Raw genomic sequence first — 19,583 nt, 5'->3', positions numbered from 1 at the left:
TCGCTCTTGGAAGGCGCAGACCAGCCGCGCGGCCCCTCGTCCGCTTTAACGCGGAGACCGCGACAAGGTCACCCGGTGGATCAGCCGGGCATCTTCCGGGCGGCCGCCGCCGACATCGCGGCGATCTTGGCGTCGCGCCTGGCGGTCTTGGCGGCGCGCTTCACGGCCCGCGACGAGCGATCGACCGCGTGCGTCGTGCGATAGCGCAGGCTCGGCCGGCCCTGGGTGTCGGCCGCCGCCAGCAGGAGACCGCCGATGAGACCGAGGTTCTTGAGCAGATCGGTCGGCTGCTTCTCTCGGGCGAAACCCGCGGCCGTCGTGGGCAGGAGGCCGGCGGCCAGCAGAGCCGCGGCCGGCCGGGTGAAGTGTCCGGTCGCCAGCGCCAGCCCGGCCAGCACGTCGGAGGCCGCCTTGGCCCGCACGACCGTGCGCGGGTCGGTCGGGATGCGCGGATCGGTCTTCTCCAGCGTCGGGCCGACCCGGTCGAGGACCCACCGCGCCGTATCGACCTTGGAGTCCGGGTTGATGAAATGGCGAACGCCGTCGACCACGAAGATCGACGCGAGCATGGCACGGGCCGCAGTGCGTACGGGTCTCATGAATTTCGTTATACCCGCCGGGCGGGTCTCATACCGGCTGGGTGCGCAGGTATCGGCCGAAGTGCGGCACCGTGAACGCGACCGTGCCGCGCTCGCCGGAGTAGATCAGACCCTTTTTGATCAGGGCGTCCCGGGCCGGGGAGAGGCTGGCCGGCTTGCGGCCGAGGGCGGTGGCGATCTCGGCGGTGGGCACCGCCGCGTCCATGTCGTTGTCCGGCTCGCCGGAGAGCGTCGCCATGGCGCGCATGTACTCCCGCTCGGCCGGGGTGGCCCGCTCGAATCGGGAGCCGAAGAAGCCGACCGCGAGCTCGGCCTCGGCCTCGGGCGCGGCGACCCGCACGTCGGCGTCGGTCACCGGGGATTGCGGCGCGTGATCCCAGGTCGCCTTGCCGTAGGCCTGCACGAAGTACGGATATCCACCCGACTTCTCGTAGAGCAGGTCGAGGGCCTTCGCCTCGTACTCGACGTCCTCGCGGGCGGCGGGCGCGCTCAGCGCCAGGTCGGCCGAGACCCGGTCGAGACGGTCGATCCGCTGATAGCGGAAGAGGCGCTCGGAGTACGACTTCGCCGCCGACAGCACGGCCGGCAGATGCGGCAGGCCGGCGCCGACCACGATCAGCGGGGCGCCGAGCTGGGAAAGCTCGTGGCAGGCGGCGCAGAGCGCGGAGACGTCGGCCGGGCCGAGGTCTTGCATCTCGTCGATGAACAGCGCGATGCCGGTGCCGACGTCGGTGGCGATCGACGCCGCGTCGGTGAACAGCTCGACCAGGTCGATCTCGATGTCGCCGGAGTCGGCGCGACCGCGGGCCGGCGGCACGTCGATGCCGGGCGACCAGCGGTCGCGGATCTTGCCGTTCGGGTCGTTGACCCGCAGTGCGAACGCCTTGAGCACGGCCAGCACCTCGTCGACCCGGTCGGGGTCGCGGTGGTGCGGCGCGAGCTCGCGGATCGCCATGTGCAGGGCGGCCGAGACCGGGCGGCGCAGCGACTGGTCGGGCCGGGCCTCGATCTTGCCGGTGCCCCAGAGCCGGCCGATGGCGGCCGAGCGCAGCGTGTTCAGCAATACCGTCTTGCCGACGCCGCGCAGGCCGGTGAGGACGAGGCTGCGCTCGGGCCGGCCGCGGGCGACCCGCTCGAGCACCACGTCGAAGGCGTCGAGCTCGCGGCCGCGCCCGGCCAGCTCGGGCGGGCGCTGACCGGCGCCGGGGGCGTAGGGATTCCGGACCGGATCCACGCATTGCACCGTATCGGGTCGTCTAGCGAAATAGCTAGAGTCCGCTAGGGAAACCTCGCGAGTGTCTTCTACCAGAGTCTTGGAAAAATCGTAGAGGAGGCTAGAGCGCCTTATGCTCCTTCAGGCAGAGCACGAAGTCGAGGTCGTCGAAGGGGCTGTCGTAGAAGTACCACTTCGTGTACCCCGCCACCTTGGCGCACTTGGACTCGGCGTCCTTTTCCCCCGTGGTCTTGCCGTCGATGCGTTTGAGCACCTGATAGGTCCCCGAGACGCAGGCGGTCGCGCGCATCTCGGGCCGCTCGTCGGTGCCCTCATTGACCACGCAGTCGCCCTGCTTGACGTTGAACCGGGCGTCCTCGCTGCCCAACGGCACCGGGCCCGGATTTGTCGCCGCGTCGGACGGTGACGGCGCCGCCGCCGGCTTGTCGGCCCGCTCCTTCAGCAGCCACGCGGTCGTGCCGAGGCCGATGCAGATCAGCAGGCCGAGCGTCACCACGAGCGCGAGGATCGGCGTGTTCCTTTTCGGCGGCGGGGGCGTGGGCTGGCTCCACAGCGACCCCGAGGGAAAGGACGACTGCTGCTGCGGGATGGACTGCGCGCCCCACGACGGATCGGGCGGAACGGCGGCACCCTGGTCACCCCAGGGGTCGGCCGGTTCGCCATAGGACTCGTCGGAGTTCCCGTGCTTCCATGGCGGGCCGGAATGAGGGCCGTTCTGCGACATGGGGGATTTCCTCCCGATGCGGTTTGCGCTGCCTGCCACCGTAGCGTGCGGGGGTGACACAAACCCGTACGGAATCGCCGCCGTTGTCGGCAACACGACCCGCGCGGCGTGCCGCCGACCGATACCGTCCACGGTCGTGTCACCACTCCTCGTGATCTTCGCGGCGGCGTTCGGCGCCGCTTCCGCCGCGTTTCTTCCCCGGCTCGCCCACCGGCTCGCCGTCGGCTACGCCGACGAGCCTCGAAGCGCCTGCGCGGTTTGCTCACGGCCGTTCAACCCGGGCATTTCCGGATGGGTACGGGTCGGAGCACCGTGTTCCTGTTCGGGTGGCTACGCGTGGACGGTTCTGTCGGGCGCGACGGCCGGCGGGGCGCTGGCCGTGGTGATCGGGCCGTCGCCGTTGCTCCCGGCGTATCTGGTGGCCGTCGTGCCGGGAGTGCTGCTCGCGGCGATCGACCTGCGGTGCCTGCGCCTGCCCGATCGGTTGGTCGGGCTCGTCGCGGTGACGGCGGTGCCGTTGGCCGTGCTGCGACCGGCGAGGATCGGGCCCGCGCTGGTGGCGGCGGGAGCCGTGCTGACCGCGTACGCAATCTTGGCTGGTCTCGGCGGTCTTGGGCTCGGCGACCTGAAGCTCGCCGCGGTGCTCGCCCTCATCCTGGGTTTCGCCGGCTGGCCGGCGGTGATCGCCGGCGTGCTCGCGCCACACCTGATCAATGGGCCGATCGCGCTGTTCCTGCTGGTCACGCGGCGCCGGACGGTGCTGCCGTTCGGTCCGGCGCTGCTGGCCGGGGCACTGATCGGGCTTACAGCAGCCTGAGCTGCCGGTCCTTCGGGCGGGCCGGGACGGTGTCGCCCAGGCGCTCGAACAGGCCCGAGTCGATCGCGTCGAGGAACGGCGTGGCGCTCTGCTCGCGCTCGCTGCCGTGCCGGAACCGCCGCGCCGCATGGCTGAGATAGAGGCGGTCCTGTGCGCGGGTCAGGCCGACGAAGAACAGGCGGCGCTCCTCGGCGATCTCGTCGTCGGCCGGGGCGCTGCCCGGCCAGCGCAGCGGCAGCAGGCCGTCCTCGCAGCCCACCAGGAAGACGACCGGGAACTCCAGGCCCTTGGCCGCGTGCAGGGTGAGCAGGTTGACCGCCTCGGCCCGCGGATCCAGCGCGTCCACCTCGGCGCCGGTCTCGATCTCCTGCAGCAGGCCCGGCATGTCGTCGCCCAGGCGATGGGCCAGCGGCATGAGCAGGTCGGCGGCGGTCCAGATGTCCTCGGGGTCGAGCTGCTCGGCGTCCAGGGTCGGCGCGGCGAACCGCTGGGCCAGCACCTGGGCGGCCAGCTTGACCCGGGCGGCGAGCGAGCCGCCGAGGCCGCCGGCGTGCCGCAGCTCGCGGGCGATGACCTGCACGCCGGCGCGGTCGCGAAGGCGGTTGTGCGAGCGTTTCTGCACCGGGACGCCGGCCCGGGACAGCGCCTCGACGATCGGCCCGGACTGGGCGTCGGTGCGGTAGAGCACCGCGATGTCCGAAAAGGACAGGTTGCCGGCGGCGGCCGACCGGGAGTCGACGCGGCCCGAGTCCAGCGAGCGGTGCGACAGGCCACCGACCAGCTCGTCGATCGTGCGGACCACGAAGTCGGCCTCGTCGGCGACGCTTCCGGCCGGGTAGCGGCCGACCAGCGGGGACTCGGGGTCCAGCCGGGCGGGGTCGAGGCGGCGGCCGCTGACCAGGGTCGACGGCGCGATGGCCTGGACGGCGGCGGCGAGGATCGGGGCGCTCGAGCGGTAATTGCGGGTCAGGCGGACCAGCCGGGCGTCGACGAAGTCCTCGTTGAAGCGCAGGAAGTACTTCACGTCGGCGCCGCGGAACGAGTAGATCGCCTGGTCGGGGTCGCCGATCGCGCACAGGTTGCCGTCGGCCGGGCTGAGCAGCCGGAGCAGCTCGTACTGAACCTCGTCGACGTCCTGATACTCGTCCACGAAGATCCACTGCCACTGCTTGCGGTACTTCTCGACCAGCGCCGGCTCGTCCCTGAGGAGGTCGACCGGCATCGTGATCAGGTCGTCGAGATCCACCAGGTCCTGCTGGCGGAGCAATTTCTTGTACGCCAGGTCGTCCGCGCCGGCGTATTCGCGGGCTTCCTTCTGTTCCTTGTCGTCGGCGATGCGCCAGTGGGGGCCGAGGCCGGCTGCCTTGGCGTTCTCCTTGAGGATGGTCAGGCCGATCGAGTGGAACGTGCCCACCGTGATGTCGTCGGCGCCGTCGCCCATCAGGGCGTCGAGACGTTCCTTCAGCTCGGCGGCGGCGCGCCGGGTGAAGGTGATGGCGAGGCATCGGTGCGGAAAGACGCCCATCTCGGCGCAAAGGTAGGCGATGCGGTGGGTCAGGGTGCGGGTCTTGCCTGTTCCCGGGCCGGCCACGATGAGGAGGGGACCACCCGGCGCGCTGGCCGCTACTCGTTGCATGGCGTCGAGGCGGTCGAGGAGGCCGGTACCCACCTCTTCCATGCCGGCGAGCATGGGCTCGAATGGCTCGTGCGGGCTGGCGGGCACGGCGAGCGGCGGTGGCGGAGCCACATTCTTCGGCTCTTTGGCCGATTTAACGGCCTTTTTCGGGAGGGCCTTTTCCGGCTTCCGCTGCTGCGGGACGTCGAACATGGCGAGGTCGAACAGCGCCTCGGTCTGCGGTGCCCTGTTCCGCAGCTCGCCCGGTTCGAAGAGGGTGATGACGCCGTACTCGCCGTCGTAGCCGGGGATGCGGCGGACGTCGCCGCGCCGCAGCCGGCCGATCGCCTCCTCGAGCTCGTCGCCGCCCGCCTGCCCGATCTCGTCGAGCGGCACCTTGCGGAGGATGTCCAGCTCGGCCCCGAGCGTCGCGACCAGGTGGTTGAGCTGCGCCTCCACCGTCTTCGACTTCGGGCCGACGCCGTTGATCTCGCCGAGGATCTCGTGCAGCTGGATGAGATGCTCGACGTGGCCGTCGTTGCGGTGGCCGAGCGGCCGGTCGGCCAGGTCCTCGACCCGGCTCAGCACGCCCACGGTCAGCGGCTTGCCGCACTCGGGGCAGCGGCCGCCGGCCTCGCGGGTGCGCCGCGGCTCCCAGTTGACCCCGCAGGCCCGGTGGCCGTCGGCGTGGTACTTGCCCTCCTCCGGGAAGAACTCGAGGGTTCCGGCTATGCCGAGGCCATCTTTGACCTTCTGGTAGTCGGGCTCGCCGGTGAACAGGGTCGCCTCGCGGGCCAGCGCGGCCGGGGAGTGCGCGTCCGAGTTCGAGACCAGGCGGTATCGGTCCAGGCTGGACACCCGCCAGTTCATCTCGGGGTCGGAGGACAGGCCGGTCTCCACGGCGGTGACGTGTTCGGCGAGATCGGCGTAGCAGTCCGCGATCGCGTCGAAGCCCGATTTCGAGCCGAGCGCCGAGAACCACGGCGTCCAGATGTGCGCCGGAATCAGATATCCGCCGGCTTCCAGGGCGATCTCCAGCAGGTCGCGGGAGTCGAGGCCGAGGATCGGCCGGCCGTCGGCGGTGAGGTTGCCGATGCGGCCCAGCGCGGTGTTGAACCGTCCCGCCGCCGCGAAGTCCGGCATGTAGATGAGGTGGTGCACCTTGCGGGTGCGGTCGTCCCGCTTGTAGATCGTCGAGATCTCGACGCTGAGCATGAACTTCGCTGCCTCGGTCGCCTGGAGCGAGCCGGGCAGGCGCTTGGTGACCTCGTCCTCGTCGTTGTACCGGAAGAGGCCGGCACCGTCCTCGGCCAGGCTGTCCCGCAGGTGGTCGAACCACGCCGGGTGGGTGAAGTCGCCGGTGCCCAGCAGCGCTATTCCCTTGCGGCGCGCCCACCAGGCCAGGTTGGGCAGCGTCAGGTCGCGGCTGCAGGCGCGCGAGAACCGGGAGTGGATGTGCAGATCCGCGACGTATGTGTCCGCGGCGACCGAGGACCCTGCGTTGTCCGAGGGCACGCGCTGCATCCTGTCATGCCCTCCGGTTCCACTACCAATCGCCACGCTCGGACAAACTTACGGATCTTGATGCCTGGGTTTCACATCGCCCGCAATTCGACGACGGTTACTTGCGGCGGTGCGCCGACCCGCACTGGCGGGCCCCAGAAGCCGGCGCCGTTGGTCACGTAGACCGGCACGCCGTCCACGTTCCCGTAGCCGGAGACCACCGGTTGGTCCAGCTTGACCAGCAAATTGAACGGTGCCATCTGGCCGCCGTGCGTGTGCCCGGAAAGCTGCAGATCGACCCCGAACGGGGCGGCGTCGCGCGCGGCGGCGGGCTGGTGGGCCATCAGGACGACCGGTCGCGAGGCATCCCGGTCGCCGAGGGCCTTGGCGAAGTCGGGGCCGTCGTCGAACGGGGCGCCGCCGAGGTCGTTGACGCCGGCCAGGTCGAGGCCGTCGATCTCGACGCGCTCGTTGCGCAGCGGGCGGAGGCCCAGCCGCGTGACCTCCTCGATCCACGGCTCGTATCCCGAGTAGTACTCGTGGTTCCCGGTCACGAAATACGCCCCATGCCGCGACTCGATGTCGGCCAGCGGTGTCGCGAACCGCCCCAGCTCCGCCACGGTCCCGTCAACCAGATCCCCGACGACGCACACGATGTCCGCCTGCACCGAATTGATCAGGTCGACGATCCGGCCCACGTGCCGGGTGCCGGTCAGCGGGCCGAGGTGGATGTCGGAGACGACGGCCAGGCGGAGGCCGTCCATCGTGCGCGGGAGTTTCGCCATCGGCATGCTCCAGCGGTCGAGCTGGGGTGGGCCGAGAGCCGTCCGGACCCCGTAGCCGGTGATGCCGGCGGCGGTGAGGCCCGCGAAGATCGCCGCGCCGCGGGCGAGAAGCAACCGCCGCTCGATGCCTGCTTTCTCGTCCGGTTCCTCTGCGGCTGGTGTTTCCGTTCTGGCCGGCGCGCCCGCTCCGGCCGGCTCGAGCACTTTGGTCTTCGCCGAGGACCGCCACCACAGCCGGATGGCTGCTCGGGGAATCTCCAGCATGGCCAGCGTCACCAGCAGGTAGAACATCAGCGCCAGCCAGAGATAGCCCGGCCAGGCGAGCCACTCGGCGTGCCCGGTCCGGGTCCCGATCAGCGTCGCCGGCACCAGCAGGGCCAGGACGACGGCGAGGATCGCGCCCACCCGCCGGGCCCTTCCGGGCCGCAGCGGATCCCGGGCGAGCCGCTTCCAGAGATAGAAATGGATCAGGCCGATCACCACGAAGATCAGCCCCACGAAGACGAGCAAGGGTCAGCCGCCCGCGAACGGTGGCAGCACGTCGACCGTCACCCCGGCCGGAAGCGGCCCCTGCCGGTCGTGACAGCTGAGCCCGTCGACCAGAAAGCTCGCCGACTTGAGCACCAGCCCCAGCCGCTCCCCGTGACGTTCGGTGAGCAGCTCGATGAGATGTTCCAGCGACGCCGCCTCGGCCGCCTCGGACGACACGCCGCCCACCGCGGCGCGCGCTCCCGCGAAGTAGCGCACGGTAATCACGTCAGCCCCCGATCGCCGACATCGGTCGCGCCGGCTGCAGGAAGCTCGGATCGTCGATCCCGTGCCCCGCCCGCTTGCCCCGCATCGCCGCCCGCCACGCCTCGGCGATCTCCGCGTCCGACCCGCCCGAGCGCAGCAGCTTGCGGAGATCGCTTTCCTCGGTGGCGAACAGGCAGTTGCGGATCTGCCCGTCCGCGGTCAGCCGGGTGCGGTCGCAGTCACCGCAGAACGGCCTGGTCACGCTGCCGATGACCCCCACCCGGGCCGGCTCGCCGGCGGCGTCGACGTGTCCCGGCACCAGCCAGGTCTCGGCCGGGGCGGTTCCACGTGAAACGGGGTCGGGCCGCAAGCCGAACGGCGCCAGCGCGGCCAGGATCTCCTCGGCGGTCACCATCGTGTGCCGGTCCCACTGATGCTGAGCGTCGAGCGGCATCTGCTCGATGAACCGCAGTTGATACCCGTAGGTCAGCGCGAACTTCATCAGCTGCGGCGCCTCGTCCTCATTGATGCCCCGCATCAGCACCGTGTTGATTTTCACCGGCGTCAGCCCGGCCGCGGCCGCCGCCTCGAGCCCGCGCAACACGTCATCCAGCCGATCCCGGCGGGTCAGCTCCTTGAACCGATCGGCGTCGAGCGTGTCCAGCGAGACGTTGACCCGGTCGAGGCCCGCCTCCTTGAGCGCTCCGGCGATCTTTTCGAGCCCGATGCCGTTGGTCGTCAGCTTCAGCGAGGGCCGCGGGGTCAGTCGGGCCGCCGCCCCCACTATGCCGAGCAGCCCGCGCCGCAGCAGCGGCTCGCCGCCCGTGAACCGCACCTCACGAATCCCGAGCTCCGCCACCCCGATGCGGATGAGCCGACCCACCTCGTCGTCGGTGAGCTGCTCATCACGCGGGAGCCAGGCCAGCCCCTCGGCGGGCATGCAGTAGCTGCAGCGCAGATTGCATCGATCGGTGAGCGACACCCGAAGATCGGTTGCCACCCGCCCAAATCGGTCAACGAGGCCAGTCACCAGCGACTCCCCGTCGCCCAGCCCGACCTCGTCGCATCTGCCACCCTCCGAATCTAGCCGTTCCCGAGCCGACCTGCCGCAGCGGTTTTCGCCCAGTGGACGATCGTCACTCCCGTCGTGGTCGGAATTGGTTTGATCGGGTGGGGCGGCGTTGGCAGGGTCGGAGCATGGCGACGTTCGAAGAGCTGCTGGCCGAGGGCCGCTCGGCTCCGGTCGAGGGATGGGATTTCTCCTGGTTCGCGGGCCGCGCCACCGAGCAGCGGCCATCCTGGGGCTACGCCCGCCTCATGGGTGCCCGCATGGCGCGGGCCGACCGGGCGCTCGACCTCCAGACCGGCGGCGGCGAGGTGCTGGCGTCCATCCCCCGCGCCCCGCGGACGCTCGTCGCCACCGAGGGCTGGCCGCCCAACGCCGAGCTGGCCCGCCGGCGCCTGGCCCCGCTGGGCGGCCGCGTGGTCGAGGCCGGCGAGGACGACGACCTGCCGTTCCCCGACGGTTCGTTCGACCTGGTGGTCAGCCGCCACCCGGTGACGGTTCACTGGTCCGAGATCGCGCGGGTGCTGGCTCCCGGCGGCACCTATCTGTCGCAGCAGGTGGGCGCCGGTTCGCTCCGCGAGCTGATCGACTTCATGATGGGCCCCCAGCCGATCGGCGACGCCCGAGCCCCCGAACGAGCCCGCCGAGAAGCCACATCCGCCGGCCTGACCGTGACAGACCTCCGCAGCGAGGCCCTCCGTATCGAGTTCTTCGACGTAGCGGCCGTCATCGTCTTCCTCCGAAAGGTCATCTGGACGGTCCCCAGCTTCACCGTCGACGCCTACCGCCCCCGCCTCGAAGCCCTCCACACCCAGATCGAATCCACCGGGCCGTTCGTGGCCCACTCCCAGCGGTTCCTGATCGAGGCCCACAAGCCGTCCTAGCCGGGCCGCTGGGCCGTCGGTCGCGGACGGCCCTGAGTTGCAGGTCGCCGGGGCGCTGCGGCGGGTGGTGGCTGATGCGGTTGGGTACTCCCTTCCTCGTACCTCATGTGGGTTAAGTGATCGCCCGCAGTGCCGCCTCCGCGGCCGTGACCACCGCGTTTCGGTAGGCGGCGCCGAAGGCGGCGGTGTGCACCAGCAGCAGGTGCAGCTGGTGGAGCGGGATGCGGGAGCGCCAGCCGTCCGCGAGAGGGTGGGCCTCGTGGTAGGCGGCCAGGATGCGCTCCAGGTGCGGGGCGCCGCCGAAGAGGGCCAGCTCGGCCAGATCTGTTTCGCGGTGGGCGCCCTGAGCGGCCGGGTCTATGAGGTAGGCGCGGGTGGGGGACCAGAGGATGTTGCCGGGCCAGAGGTCGCCGTGGGTGCGGCTCGGGGGCTCGGGGTCGCGGTATTGGGTCAAGGCGGTCAGGACATCGTCGACGAGCGCGGCGTCGGCGGAGGTCAGGGCGGCTCGGTCGACGGAGAGTTTGAGGTAGGGGAGCAGGCGGTAGGTCGCGAACCATGGGGGCCACGGGCCGGCGGACTCGGTGTTGTCCAGGGGGAGCGGGCCGATGAAGCCGCGCCACGGCGCGCCGAAGGAGGGGGCGCCGGAGCGGTGCAGGGCGGCCAGGTCTCGCCCGAGGCGATCGGCGGAGCCGGGGGTGGGGTCGGCGTGGTCGACCCAGGCGGTGGCGAGGAGCTGGGGGAGGGCGACGAAGAGCTCGGGTACGGGTGCTCCGGCCTCCGCGAGCCATCGCAGGCCAGCGGCCTCGGCCTCGAAGAATCCGGCGGGGGGATCGCCGGCGGGCCAGGTCTTGGCGAAGAGGGAGGTGCCGTCGTCAAGCGTGAGCCGGCTCGCCTTGGCGACGCTGCCTCCGCCCACCGGAGTCTCGCGGATGCGCTGGTGGGTGAGAAATGTCGGGAGATGCTCGGGGTGCGCGCGTAAGTACGCCTGGTCCACGGGCTTATCTTCCACTTCGGCTTACGGACGTCCGGAATCGGAGTCAAAATGTCGGCATGAGCCCTGTCACAGTCCGTTCGTACCGTCCGAGTGACCACTCCGCGGGTCGTCGACTGTGGGCCGACCTCACCAACCAGCACAACCGGATGTACGGAGAGCCCACCGTCGACGGGGGCGAAGGGTTCGAGGAGTACCTCACTCGGCTCGATCTCTGCGGGCTGTGGGTCGCCGATCATGCCGACGACGGGGTGATCGGGCTGGTGGGTCTGACCATCCGTGGGCGGACCGGCGTCGTCGAGCCGATCGTGGTGGCCGTCTCTCATCGGCACAAGGGGGTCGGCCGCAAGCTGCTGCGGCACGTCGCCACCGAGGCGCGTAAGCGCAACATGACGGCCCTGACGGTCTCGCCGGCCTCGCGGAACGTGGACGCCATCCGCAGTCTGCATGCGGCGGGGTATGACGTGGTGTCGTCCATCGAGCTCACCCTCGATCTTGAGCGGAACCCTCATGAATGGCAGGAGGAGGGGTTGGAGCTGCACGATATGCAGTTCCGTTCCTAGATCGAGCAGGTTTTTCGGCGCCTGTGGATAACCCCGCGGGAGCGAATCAAGGGTTCGGTTATCCACAGGCGGGAGCGTTGGCACTCGCGCGGAGCGCCGGCGAGGCCACCATCTCGGGCATGAACCAGCACTGCTCGATCACCGCATCCACCCCGGCCGAGGCCGTCGCCGTGGCGCCCTACCTTCTGGGGTTCCATCCCACCGACAGCTTCGTCGTGCTCGGCCTGATCGGTCACACGGTCGATTTCGCCGTGCGCTATGACCTGCCGCCGCCGGGGCCGGTCGACTTCGACGAGACGGCGGTGCTGATCGCGAGGCAGGGTGTCGAGCGGGTGCTGCTTCTCGGCTATGGCTCGCCGAGGCGGGTCACATCGGCGGTGCTCCAGGCCGGCTATTCGTTGCGGGTGGCCGGGGTGCGGATCGCCGATGTGATCCGGGTGGCGGACGGGCGGTGGTGGTCCTATCTCGGCGGCCCGGCGGACGGCACACCGTGTGCGCCCGGTCTCGCCGCCGAGGCCGTCTTCCAGGGCATGGTCGCCCTGCCCGACCGGAAGGCGCTGGTGGCCAAGGTGGCGCCGGTCGAGGGCGAGGCCCGCGAGCGGGTGACGGCCGCCACCGGGCGGGCGCGGGCGCGGGCCACCGACCTGGCGGCCGGCGATCTGAAGGCCGGCCGGTCCGGGTCGTGGATGCGCCGGGCCGGGCGGGAGGCGGTGCGGCAGGCGGAGACGGCGGCTCGGGCGGGGCGTGCGCTCGGCCCCGATCAGGTCGCCTGGCTGGGGGTGCTGCTGGTCAACCAGGTGGTGCTCGACTATGCGATCGATCGGTCGGGTCCGGAGTTGTGGCGGCTTCGACTGTGGAACGAGGTGACCCGCTGGGTGGATCCGTCGCTGGCGGCGGGGCCGGCGTGTCTGCTCGCGTTCGCGGCCTGGCAGGCGGGGGACGGGTCGCTGGCGCGGGTCGCGGTGGATCGGGCGTTGCGGGAGGACGTGGGCCATCGGCTGGCGGGGACGCTCGATCGGCTGCTGGCGGCGGGGATCCGGCCGCGTCCGCTGGAACGGCTCGTGCCGAGGCCGGCGCCGCAGGGACGGTCGGCGCGATCCGAAGGCCCGGACGGCGCCGGGGCGGGCGCAGGAACCGATGTGGGTGCTGCGAGAGGGCGGAGCAAGAGGCCGGGGACCGGCGACGGGCGGCGTAGCGGCGGCCGCGGCACCCGGCGGCGGTCGCTCTGAGGGGTGGGGAGGCGGGCTTCGCTCAGACGGTGACGCGCTCCGCGGCGGTGTAGACGTTCATGGTCTCGCCGCGGAGGAAGCCGACCAGCGTCATGCCCGCCTCCTCGGCGAGCGAAGCGGCCAGCGTGCTCGGGGCTGACACGGCCGCGAGCATCGGGATGCCGGCCATCCACGCCTTCTGCGCCAGCTCGAAACTCGCCCGCCCGGACACCAGCAGCACGTGTCCGGCCAGCGGCAGCCGCCCCTCGCGCGCGGCCCAGCCGATCACCTTGTCGACCGCGTTGTGCCGGCCGACGTCCTCCCGCAGCGCCACCAGCTCGCCGTCGGCGGTGAAGAGGCCGGCCGCGTGCAGACCGCCGGTGCGGTCGAAGGTGCGCTGCGCCGCCCGCAGCCGGTCGGGCAACGCCGCGAGCACGCTGGCCGGCACCGAAAGGGGGTCACCCGCCACGTCGAACACCGACCTGGTGCGCACCGCGTCGATGCTCGCCTTCCCGCAGACGCCGCACGAGCTGGTGGTGTAGAAGTTCCGGCTCGGATCGGTCACCGGCGGAGGCACCGCCTCGCCGAGCACCACGTCGACCACGTTGTACGTGTTCGGCGCGTCCGTTCCCGCACACAGCTGGGCGGTCACCACGTCGTCGGCTGACGTGATGATGCCCTCGCTGAGCAGGAAACCCATGGCGAGGTCGATGTCGTGTCCCGGCGTTCGCATGGTCACCGCGAGCGGCCGCTTGCGCACCCGGATCTCGAGGGGCTCCTCGGCCGCGAGCTCGTCCGGCCGGCGCCGGGGCTCCCCCGCCGCGAGGTTGATCTTCAAGACCGGTCGCCGGGTGGTGGTGCGAGCCATGACGGAAGCCTATGCCCGCGTCCGGGAAACGGCTCAGGGCCGATGGTGACCGTCAAGCGCGAACGGAGCGCCGGGTAGTGATCTTCGACCGCGAAGTGAGCGCGCGGTCACGCTCGACACGTGCTCGGGATACGGTACGTACGTGGGAGGGTTTGCGGCGGTGGTGCTGGCCGGTGGTGCGGCACGGCGGATGGGCGGCGCGGACAAGCCGACGCTGCCCGTCGGTGGTCAGTCCATGCTGACCCGCGTGCTGGCCGCGGTGCATGACGCCGATCCGCGCATCGTCGTCGGCCCGGTGCCGGCCGATCTCCCGGTGCCCGTCCACTCGACCCGGGAGGAGCCGCCCGGCAGCGGCCCGGTGGCGGCGACCTCGGCCGGGCTCGCGCTCGTGCCGGCGGACGTGACCTTCACCGCGCTGCTCGCCGCCGACCTGCCGCTGCTGACCGGCGAGGCGATCGACGTGCTGCGGCTGACCGCCGAGTCCGCGCCGATGCAGGGCGCGGTCTACCGCGACGCCGAGGGTCGTCGGCAGATGCTGTGCGGGGTGTGGCGCACCAAGGCGCTGCGCGAGGCGGTCGACCGCCTCGAGGAGAGCCGTGGCGACCTGCGCGGCGCGTCGGTCCGCGAGCTCATGGACTTCCTGCGCGTGGCCGAGGTGTCCTGGCGCCGCCCAGGCCCGCCACCGTGGTTCGACTGCGACACCGACGACGACCTGCGCGCGGCGGAGGAGTGGGCCCGATGAGCCGCCAACAAGCAAGGCGGAGAGTAGCCCGATGACCGACGACGAGCTGCTCAAAGCTTGGGTCGAGGTGGCCGGCCGCGAGCTCGGCCTGGACCCCGCCGAGGTGCCCACCAACGCCGTCCTCGACCTCGCCCGCGACGTGGCGCGCGGTGTGGTCCGGCCGGGCGCGCCGGTCACGGCGTACCTCATGGGGTTGGCCGTGGGCCGCGGCGCGGATCCCGCCGACGTGGCCGATCGTCTCACCGAGCTGGCGCTGTCTTGGCCGACACCGGCCCCCGGATGACGCTCGATAGGGTGACGGGGACGGAGGTGCGATCATGACGGCAAACAGCCCCGCGGGCGAGCCGAACGACAACATCCTGCTCGACGAGCCGAGCACGGCCGACCTGCGGGCCAAGGTGACCGAGGCCTGGCGGGAGTTCGCCGGCGCCCTCGCCGGACTGCTGCCGACGCTCGCGCCGGGCGCGCACATCGACATGACGCTCGACCCGACCGCGTCGGGCACCGGCATGGCGGTCTACTCGGTGAGCATCCGGGTGCTGCCCGAGGGCGTCGTCGAGGCGCTCGCGGTCGGCAACGCCGGCCTTCCCGAGGGATACCGGATGGATCGCGCCGCGGTCGCCGATCTGGTCGCTCTGGGCTGGTCGCCGCCGGGCGTGCTGCCCGGCTCCGGCGACTCGTTCGGCCTGCGCTCCAGCCAGGACAAGGCGAACAGCCTGGCCACCATCATCTCCCGCACGCTGCGCGACGTTTACGGCGCGCCGCACCCGGCCTTCCTGGTCTACCTCGTGCACGACGAGGACGACGAGCCGATCGAGGCCGCTCCCCTGGCCACGGCCCGGCACGAGCCCGGCATCGGCGAGGTGCTCGACCTCGACGACCTCGACGCCGACGGCGAGTTGTCGGCGGCGCTGGCCTCGGCGGCCGAGGACGTGCCGCTGGAGGAGAGGGTGCGCACGGTGGTCGCCACGATGACGAAGACCGAGGTGGACCAGCTCCAGGTCGACACCGACGGCGACATCGGCATCCGGGCCGGTTCGGCCATGGTGTTCGTCCGGGTTCGCGACAATCCGCCGCTGGTGGACGTCTTCTCGCCGGTCCTCACCGAGGTCGAACCAACGGAGGAGCTCTACGTCAAGCTCTCCGAGCTGACCAACCGCATGCCGATCGGCCGCCTCTACTGCGCACAGGACACGGTCTGGGCGTCTATCCCGGTCTTCGGCCGCAACTTCCAGGCCACCCACCTCATGCTCGCGGTGCAGGTGATGACCGGCCTCGCCGACGAGCTCGACGACCGGCTGCACGGCGAGTTCGGCGGCAAGCGCTTCTTCGGCGAGGGCGACAAGCCGGTGCCGGCCAAGCAGAGCACCGACGATCACCGCACCGGCATGTACCTCTAGGTCAACGGCAACCACCCGATCCGCTCCAAGGTGGACAGGTTCGCCACCCCGAGGCCGGAGTCGCCGAGCGTCCAGAGCTGATCGCCGATCACCAGCGAGCGGCGGACCGGCTCGCCGGCCAGGTTGCCGGCCGCCCGGATTGTTCCGTTCTGCACGTGTACGGCCACGGCGCCGTTGGCCTTTCCGTTGACCGGCACCACCAGCAGCCGCGTCGCGGGCCACCAGAGCAGCGCGTGCGGGTCGAACTCCACCTCCGATGTGGAGTCGGCCACGACGTGCTGGGCGAGTCGCCGCGGCTGGGCCGGATCTTCGACGTCGAAGAGCGAGATCAACAGTCCTTCGCGTACGCCTTCAGCACTGGCTTCCTGGCCCACGCCGACCACGAGATCGTCCCCGACCGGCTGCAGGTGCGCCGAATAGCCCGTGATCTTCAGCTCGCCGGCGACGGCGGGCCGGGCCGGGTTCGACAGGTCGAGCGTGTACAGCGGATCGACCTGACGGAAGGTCACCACGTATCCGCGATCCCCGATGAACCGTACGGCGTAGATCCGCTCCCCCTTCCCGAGCCCCGTCACCTTGCCGATCTCCTGGAGCTTCCCGCCGCGCTGCTCGAGAACCCGTACCGCGGACTCCCGCTCCGCAAGGTCGGTCGTCGCCACTCGCAGGCGACCGTCCCATTCGGACAGCGAGTACTGGTTGAGCAGCCGGCCGGGCACCGCGCCGCTCGCCTCGAACACCGGCTTGCCCGCCGCCGGCAGCGCGAACTTGAAGATCTCGGTGTCCGGGGCGCTCCTTCCGCCGATGGCGTCAATTCGCCAGCGCTGGTCGTTCGCGATGTAGAGGCTGGTCGGCGTGCCGTACACGATGTCACCGTCGGCCACGACCGACACCGGGCTCCCGTCGGTCAGCGCCGGCGCCGTCAGGTCGAAGGTGAGCACGGTCAGCATCGCGGATCCCGTGAACGAATCCGGCCGGCTCACCGCGCCGCAGTCGGTCCGCCCCTCGGTCGTCGTCCCGCTCGTGGTGACCTCCCACGTCGGCAGCCAGGCGTCGACCTTCGCGCGGTTCACCACCCGCTTGTTCCGCTGGAGCCGGCTCTTGTCGTCACCGTCGACGTACGGGAAATCCAGTTTCGTCGCGGTGCTCAGCACGACCCGGGCCACATTGCCGGTCTGCCGCGCGTCGACCAGCCGGCCGTCGCCGCGGTACCGGCTGATGATCCTCGGCGGGCCGGACAGGTCGACGAGGATCACGCCGGCCCCCATGCTCGGGTACGCCAACCGGGACGTCTTCCTCTCGCTGTAGCCCAGCACCAGCGCGCGATCGCCGGAGAGCAGCAGCTGGGCGCCGCCGTGCAGGCCGAGCGCGAGCCGGCCGGTCTCGCGGCGGCCGACGGCGTCGATCACGTGCAGCGTGCCGCCGCTGATCGTGACGATCCGGCGCCCGTCGGTCTTCACGATGTCCGGCTCGTCGGCGCCCGCCTCGTGCACGTTGGTCCCGGAGTACGCCGGCGCCGCGGCGGGCGGCGCGGCCGCGGCGTCCACGGCGCCCGCGCCTGCCATGTCCCGGGCCGCGTAAGCCGCCTCGGGCACGGCGCCGGGCAGGCCGTACGGGGTCAGCCCGCGCAACGTCGCGGCCCGCAGCTCCTTGAGCAGCTGATCGCACGAGTCGAAGGCGACGAGCTTGATGGGCGGAGCCGGAACGGGACTCCGCGCGGGCGGGGGAGTCGGCCTTTCCGCGGCGGACGTGCAGCCGGCGAGCGGCAACACCGAGAACATGACGCAGAGCCAGAGACGACGGCGCATGAGCGGTTGGACGACCTCCGCCCCAGGCCGGTTCCCTACGTCGGCGCCGGGACCACGGTCGGGGTCTCGACCAGCCGGGAGAGCACGATCATGCTGTGCGTCGAGGTCACGAACGGCTCGGCCCGCAGCCGCTCGAGGGCCTGTTCGAGGTGCGCGATGTCGGCGGCGCGCAGGTGCACGAGCGCGTCCGCCTGCCCGGAGACCGTGTACGCCCCGACGACCTCGGGATGCCGCCGGGTCGCCACGGTGATCTGGGCCGGCGTGGTGCGCCCGGTGCAGTACAGCTCGACGAACGCCTCGGTGGTCCAGCCGACGGCGGCCGGGTCGATCACCGCGGTGAATCCCTTGATGACCCCGATCGATCGAAGGCGGTCGACGCGCCGCTTCACCGCGGGCGCGGACAACGCGACCTTTGACCCGATCTCGGCGTACGACGCGCGAGCGTCCGCCACCAGCAGCGCAACGATTCGCTGGTCGACCGCGTCCATCTGCAACGATTCACCTCCAACACACAAGATTTCTCGCTGTTTCGTGCACCGAAGCCTACCTACGCTCTTCCTCATGAGCGACACGGAGCGCATGCCGCGAGTCAGGACATATCTGATGTGTCCGCCCGAGCACTTCACCGTCGAGTACGCCATCAACCCGTGGATGGACACCACTGTCCCGGTCGATGCCGCGCTCGCGGGGAAGCAGTGGGAGCTGCTGCGCACCACCCTGATCGACCTCGGGCACACCGTGCACGTTCTCGACCCGGTCGAGGGCCTGCCCGACATGGTCTACGCGGCCAACGGCGCCTTCTCGGTCGATGGCCGCGTCTACGGCGCCCGGTTCCGCCATCCCCAGCGCTCCGCCGAGGCGGCCGCGCACCGCGAGTTCTACACCGGGTGGCAGTTCATCGAGCCCGAGCACGTCAACGAGGGCGAGGGCGACTTCGCTTACCTGCCCGGCGCGTACGGCGGCGTGATCCTGGCCGGCCATGGCTTCCGCACCGAGCTGCCGGCGCACGCCGAGGCCCAGGAGGCCCTCGGCCGCCCGGTCATCTCGCTCCGCCTGGTCGATCCGGCCTTCTACCACCTCGACACGGCCCTGGCCGCGCTCGACGACCACAACATCACCTACTACCCCGAGGCGTTCTCGCCCTCGGCGCGGCGGGTGCTGGCTCAGCTCTTCCCGGACGCGGTGATCGCCGACCGGGCCGACGCCGAGGCCTTCGGGCTCAACCTGGTCAGCGACGGCCGGCATGTGATCCTCAACACCGAGGCCACCGCCATGGGCGAAAAGGTGCGTGCCGCGGGCTACACCCCGGTGCACGTGGAGCTCGCCGAGCTCAAGCGGGGCGGCGGCAGCGTCAAGTGCGCGGTGGCCGAGCTACGCGCCTGACGCCGGGTGCGGGAAGATGGACCGTATGACCGACGACAATCGCACCCCGGAGAACCAGCAGGACGGATCCGTCATCGTGGTCGGGCCCGACGGGCGTCCGATGGGCACGGTCGAACCCGACGGTTCGCTGACCCCCGAGGAGCCGGGCAACCTGATCGAGCAGCCGGCCAAGGTCATGCGGATCGGCAGCATGATCAAGCAGCTCCTCGAGGAGGTGCGGGCCGCGCCCCTCGACGAGGCGAGCCGCGGCCGGCTCCGCGAGATCCACCAGCGGTCGATCACCGAGCTCGAGGACGGTCTCGCGCCCGAGCTGCGCGAGGAGCTGGAGCGCCTGTCGCTGCCGTTCGAGGGCGACACCCCGCCCAGCGAGGCCGAGCTGCGCATCGCCCAGGCGCAGCTGGTGGGCTGGCTCGAGGGCCTTTTCCACGGCATCCAGGCGGCGCTGGTCGCGCAGCAGATGGCGGCCCGGCTCCAGCTCGAGCAGATGCGCGGCGGCGGTGGCCGTCCGGCGCTGCCGATGGGCCCCGGCGCCTTCGGACCGGGCCTGCCCGGCCAGCCGGGGCAGGGCCAGGGCGGTCCCGAGGGCCGCACCGGCCAGTACCTCTGAGGCCCGAGCGGCACTTCGCAAGCCCGAGGCCGGAGAGCTGAGCCGAGCCCGTAC

Annotated in this window: 20 protein-coding genes; 9 read left to right on the top strand and 11 right to left on the bottom strand. The window is 71.3% G+C overall.

Annotated features, from left to right (window positions below; translation table 11 throughout):
* Positions 1–80: 80 nt before the first annotated feature.
* The 3 genes from ACFQS1_RS22280 to ACFQS1_RS22270 form a co-directional block, all read right to left on the bottom strand.
* The gene (locus ACFQS1_RS22280) at positions 81–599 is read right to left on the bottom strand and encodes a DoxX family membrane protein (protein ID WP_378971396.1); all 519 of its coding nucleotides are present in this window, start codon (positions 597–599) and stop codon (positions 81–83) included.
* A 28-nt stretch (positions 600–627) separates the two neighbouring features.
* Complete coding sequence (locus tag ACFQS1_RS22275) at positions 628–1,833, bottom strand: AAA family ATPase (protein WP_378971394.1); 1,206 nt, start codon at positions 1,831–1,833, stop codon at positions 628–630.
* 100 nt (positions 1,834–1,933) lie between these two features.
* Positions 1,934–2,557, bottom strand: coding sequence for an LppU/SCO3897 family protein (locus ACFQS1_RS22270; RefSeq protein WP_378971391.1), 624 nt, complete (start codon positions 2,555–2,557; stop codon positions 1,934–1,936).
* A gap of 136 nt (positions 2,558–2,693) precedes the next feature.
* Here ACFQS1_RS22270 and ACFQS1_RS22265 point away from each other — a divergent pair, with 136 nt between their 5' ends.
* On the top strand, positions 2,694–3,374 hold the full coding sequence (locus ACFQS1_RS22265; protein ID WP_378971389.1) for a prepilin peptidase: 681 nt from the start codon (positions 2,694–2,696) through the stop codon (positions 3,372–3,374).
* Here ACFQS1_RS22265 and ACFQS1_RS22260 read toward each other — a convergent pair.
* From ACFQS1_RS22260 to moaA, 4 genes are all read right to left on the bottom strand, one after another.
* Complete coding sequence (locus tag ACFQS1_RS22260) at positions 3,361–6,513, bottom strand: UvrD-helicase domain-containing protein (RefSeq protein ID WP_417629330.1); 3,153 nt, start codon at positions 6,511–6,513, stop codon at positions 3,361–3,363. The two genes, ACFQS1_RS22265 and ACFQS1_RS22260, sit on opposite strands and share 14 nt — an antisense overlap.
* Before the next feature lie 71 nt (positions 6,514–6,584).
* Entirely contained in the window at positions 6,585–7,787 is a 1,203-nt protein-coding gene (locus ACFQS1_RS22255) for a metallophosphoesterase (protein WP_378971384.1), read from the bottom strand.
* A 3-nt stretch (positions 7,788–7,790) separates the two neighbouring features.
* Positions 7,791–8,033 carry a MoaD/ThiS family protein gene (locus ACFQS1_RS22250; protein ID WP_378971382.1) on the bottom strand — a complete coding sequence of 81 codons (243 nt, stop codon included), beginning with the start codon at positions 8,031–8,033 and terminating at the stop codon, positions 7,791–7,793.
* Between the two features lies 1 nt (position 8,034).
* Positions 8,035–9,063, bottom strand: coding sequence for a GTP 3',8-cyclase MoaA (moaA, locus tag ACFQS1_RS22245; protein ID WP_378971500.1), 1,029 nt, complete (start codon positions 9,061–9,063; stop codon positions 8,035–8,037).
* A gap of 146 nt (positions 9,064–9,209) precedes the next feature.
* Between moaA and ACFQS1_RS22240 the strand changes: the two genes are divergently transcribed.
* Entirely contained in the window at positions 9,210–9,962 is a 753-nt protein-coding gene (locus ACFQS1_RS22240) for a class I SAM-dependent methyltransferase (RefSeq protein ID WP_378971380.1), read from the top strand.
* A 112-nt stretch (positions 9,963–10,074) separates the two neighbouring features.
* On the opposite strand, the gene ACFQS1_RS22235 is transcribed toward ACFQS1_RS22240, so the two are convergent.
* Positions 10,075–10,956 carry a fructosamine kinase family protein gene (locus ACFQS1_RS22235; protein WP_378971378.1) on the bottom strand — a complete coding sequence of 294 codons (882 nt, stop codon included), beginning with the start codon at positions 10,954–10,956 and terminating at the stop codon, positions 10,075–10,077.
* Positions 10,957–11,012: 56 nt separating this feature from the next.
* Between ACFQS1_RS22235 and ACFQS1_RS22230 the strand changes: the two genes are divergently transcribed.
* Together ACFQS1_RS22230 and ACFQS1_RS22225 are read left to right on the top strand one after the other, a co-directional pair.
* The gene (locus tag ACFQS1_RS22230; protein ID WP_378971375.1) at positions 11,013–11,516 is read left to right on the top strand and encodes a GNAT family N-acetyltransferase; all 504 of its coding nucleotides are present in this window, start codon (positions 11,013–11,015) and stop codon (positions 11,514–11,516) included.
* A 77-nt stretch (positions 11,517–11,593) separates the two neighbouring features.
* Entirely contained in the window at positions 11,594–12,745 is a 1,152-nt protein-coding gene (locus tag ACFQS1_RS22225) for a DUF4192 domain-containing protein (RefSeq protein WP_378971373.1), read from the top strand.
* A 22-nt stretch (positions 12,746–12,767) separates the two neighbouring features.
* Here ACFQS1_RS22225 and fdhD read toward each other — a convergent pair whose 3' ends face one another.
* Complete coding sequence (fdhD, locus tag ACFQS1_RS22220) at positions 12,768–13,592, bottom strand: formate dehydrogenase accessory sulfurtransferase FdhD (protein WP_378971371.1); 825 nt, start codon at positions 13,590–13,592, stop codon at positions 12,768–12,770.
* A 190-nt stretch (positions 13,593–13,782) separates the two neighbouring features.
* On the opposite strand from fdhD, the gene mobA reads away from it, so the two are divergent.
* Genes mobA through ACFQS1_RS22205 form a run of 3 tightly spaced genes read left to right on the top strand, consistent with a single transcriptional unit; the run spans position 13,783 to position 15,734 of the window.
* On the top strand, positions 13,783–14,334 hold the full coding sequence (gene mobA, locus ACFQS1_RS22215) for a molybdenum cofactor guanylyltransferase (RefSeq protein ID WP_378971498.1): 552 nt from the start codon (positions 13,783–13,785) through the stop codon (positions 14,332–14,334).
* Between the two features lie 31 nt (positions 14,335–14,365).
* Complete coding sequence (locus tag ACFQS1_RS22210) at positions 14,366–14,617, top strand: DUF6457 domain-containing protein (protein WP_378971369.1); 252 nt, start codon at positions 14,366–14,368, stop codon at positions 14,615–14,617.
* 34 nt (positions 14,618–14,651) lie between these two features.
* A complete protein-coding gene (locus ACFQS1_RS22205; RefSeq protein WP_378971367.1) occupies positions 14,652–15,734 on the top strand; it encodes a T3SS (YopN, CesT) and YbjN peptide-binding chaperone 1 in 1,083 nt (360 codons plus the stop codon).
* On the opposite strand, the gene ACFQS1_RS22200 is transcribed toward ACFQS1_RS22205, so the two are convergent.
* Entirely contained in the window at positions 15,731–17,539 is a 1,809-nt protein-coding gene (locus tag ACFQS1_RS22200) for a beta-propeller domain-containing protein (RefSeq protein WP_378971365.1), read from the bottom strand. The two genes, ACFQS1_RS22205 and ACFQS1_RS22200, sit on opposite strands and share 4 nt — an antisense overlap.
* A 35-nt stretch (positions 17,540–17,574) precedes the next feature.
* The gene (locus tag ACFQS1_RS22195) at positions 17,575–18,033 is read right to left on the bottom strand and encodes an Lrp/AsnC family transcriptional regulator (RefSeq protein WP_378971362.1); all 459 of its coding nucleotides are present in this window, start codon (positions 18,031–18,033) and stop codon (positions 17,575–17,577) included.
* Positions 18,034–18,100: 67 nt separating this feature from the next.
* Here ACFQS1_RS22195 and ddaH point away from each other — a divergent pair, with 67 nt between their 5' ends.
* Together ddaH and ACFQS1_RS22185 are read left to right on the top strand one after the other, a co-directional pair.
* Entirely contained in the window at positions 18,101–18,922 is an 822-nt protein-coding gene (gene ddaH, locus ACFQS1_RS22190) for a dimethylargininase (protein ID WP_378971360.1), read from the top strand.
* Positions 18,923–18,947: 25 nt separating this feature from the next.
* A complete protein-coding gene (locus tag ACFQS1_RS22185; RefSeq protein WP_378971358.1) occupies positions 18,948–19,529 on the top strand; it encodes a bacterial proteasome activator family protein in 582 nt (193 codons plus the stop codon).
* Positions 19,530–19,583: the final 54 nt, after the last annotated feature.

This window comes from Paractinoplanes rhizophilus (assembly GCF_042664765.1).
Classification (GTDB): Bacteria; Actinomycetota; Actinomycetes; order Mycobacteriales; family Micromonosporaceae; genus Actinoplanes; species Actinoplanes rhizophilus.
This window is presented reverse-complemented; position numbering and strand designations above follow the sequence as displayed.

Coding starts and splice junctions, on each gene's coding strand:
- ACFQS1_RS22280 (WP_378971396.1), bottom strand. CDS start 599: ATGAGACCCGTACGCACTGCGGCCCGTGCCATGCTCGCGTCGATCTTC.
- ACFQS1_RS22270 (WP_378971391.1), bottom strand. CDS start 2,557: ATGTCGCAGAACGGCCCTCATTCCGGCCCGCCATGGAAGCACGGGAAC.
- ACFQS1_RS22260 (WP_417629330.1), bottom strand. CDS start 6,513: ATGCAGCGCGTGCCCTCGGACAACGCAGGGTCCTCGGTCGCCGCGGAC.
- ACFQS1_RS22240 (WP_378971380.1), top strand. CDS start 9,210: ATGGCGACGTTCGAAGAGCTGCTGGCCGAGGGCCGCTCGGCTCCGGTC.
- ACFQS1_RS22230 (WP_378971375.1), top strand. CDS start 11,013: ATGAGCCCTGTCACAGTCCGTTCGTACCGTCCGAGTGACCACTCCGCG.
- fdhD (WP_378971371.1), bottom strand. CDS start 13,592: ATGGCTCGCACCACCACCCGGCGACCGGTCTTGAAGATCAACCTCGCG.
- mobA (WP_378971498.1), top strand. CDS start 13,783: ATGGGCGGCGCGGACAAGCCGACGCTGCCCGTCGGTGGTCAGTCCATG.
- ACFQS1_RS22210 (WP_378971369.1), top strand. CDS start 14,366: ATGACCGACGACGAGCTGCTCAAAGCTTGGGTCGAGGTGGCCGGCCGC.
- ACFQS1_RS22205 (WP_378971367.1), top strand. CDS start 14,652: ATGACGGCAAACAGCCCCGCGGGCGAGCCGAACGACAACATCCTGCTC.
- ACFQS1_RS22200 (WP_378971365.1), bottom strand. CDS start 17,539: ATGCGCCGTCGTCTCTGGCTCTGCGTCATGTTCTCGGTGTTGCCGCTC.
- ddaH (WP_378971360.1), top strand. CDS start 18,101: ATGAGCGACACGGAGCGCATGCCGCGAGTCAGGACATATCTGATGTGT.
- ACFQS1_RS22185 (WP_378971358.1), top strand. CDS start 18,948: ATGACCGACGACAATCGCACCCCGGAGAACCAGCAGGACGGATCCGTC.